Source organism: Candidatus Obscuribacterales bacterium (genome assembly GCA_036703605.1).
GTDB lineage: Bacteria > Cyanobacteriota > Cyanobacteriia > RECH01 > RECH01 > RECH01.
The window spans coordinates 1-1,447 of the sequence record DATNRH010000484.1; the positions used below are offsets into that span (position 1 = coordinate 1).

The 1,447-nt window shown below is 52.5% G+C and carries 1 protein-coding gene; it reads right to left on the minus strand.

The window, feature by feature from the left end; genetic code table 11:
• Positions 1–1,207, minus strand: a 1,207-nt coding sequence (locus V6D20_10305) for an SANT/Myb-like DNA-binding domain-containing protein (GenBank protein ID HEY9816172.1), incomplete at its 3' end; no start/stop codon positions are given.
• Between the last annotated feature and the right edge of the window lie 240 nt (positions 1,208–1,447).

Below are 1,447 nucleotides of genomic sequence, written 5' to 3' on the forward strand. Positions count from 1 at the left end.
TGCCACATGCTGCCGGCGAGGGTTCCGGAAATTTCCCTCTCTGTGCGCTAGCTTCTGGATCAGGTGCCGTAATCTTCATGCTGCTGCTGGCATTACCGCCCCATCCTCCTCGGTCCGCGCCCCCCATTGGAAAACCTCCTCCGCCGCCACCACCGCCGCCTCCGTAGGAAGCCCGATAGGATTCTACTCCCGTAGAAAATCCATGACGAGGCGGGAACATGTGATGCTGCTGCTGTTGCAGCGCTCGATTGTTCAGAACAGCACCTGAAAATGCATTGCTGGCAGTGATAGATTGCGAGTTGGCGGTCGGTGTCTGTATGGACTGTGCCGCTGTCGTCAAGTTGGATAAAAGATGGGAAGCAGATACATTCAAGGCACTATTCATTTCTTGTGGCGGTAGGTGTTGTGGTGGTGGTGGTGGATGGGACGGTTGCTGTTGATGGGACGGTTGCTGTTGCGGCTGTTGGCGTGACTTGGAAGCAATCGATGGAGCGTTGCCTCGTTTCTTTTTGGACTTTTTCTCCGACGCAATCCCAAATTCCATCATGGCATCACCCCCCTTGTCTCCATTGCTGCCACCGCTTTCCATGGATTTTTGCAGTTTTTGAAAATATTTTTGAGCGTGGGTTCGAGTCTGCACCACCGTTCGGGTCTTGACCTTGGCAGCCACCTTTTTCCACTCTTTTCCGTACATTTGCAAGGCACTCAAAAAGGCCTCGTGTTCTTCCTTGGTCCAACGGCCGGTGTGTTCTTGCCCCGCCTCGACAACCTTACCAGGTGTGTTGGGATCGACGCGCAATCCTTTGGCACCACCCGCGCGAATGTGAGCATCCATGAGGGCATCCACGGCATCCTTATTGCTCATACTGCCCTTGTGGTAACTGCCGTTGCCATCATCGTCGTCGTCGTCATTGTCATTATCATTGTAACCAACGGATCCTCCTCCTCCTCCATGATCACTACCCCCTGCTACTGCGGCTGCAACGGCTGCTAGGTCTAATCCGTCGTCTCCATCTCCTTCACCTTGATGATGATGATGCTGATCACCCCCTGCTCCGTTGGTCAGGTCCAAGAACTTTGTATGACGCACTTCTGCGACATCGCCGCCGCCGCCTCCACCATTGGCAGTGGTGCTGTACTCTGGTGCTTCGTCTTCATTGTCGTACCCTTCGTTGTCGTAGGCAGAATAGCCCTCTGGGTCGGCCATGACTGTCTAAGACTGATAGTATTATAATGTTATGTCACTGCGAATACCTTTTTCTCAGCTGCACTGTACTCTATTGTACTCTACAGACTTTCATAAGCTCCAAGACGCGCCAGTGTCTTTGTTGGGATAGAATAGGGGGAGACAAGGAACGACGTTAGAAATGGAGATATGCAGGTTGCTGATTTTGAGGGATATGAATAGACCCCAGGAGGAGGAGTATCGATATAACATCAAGGCAAG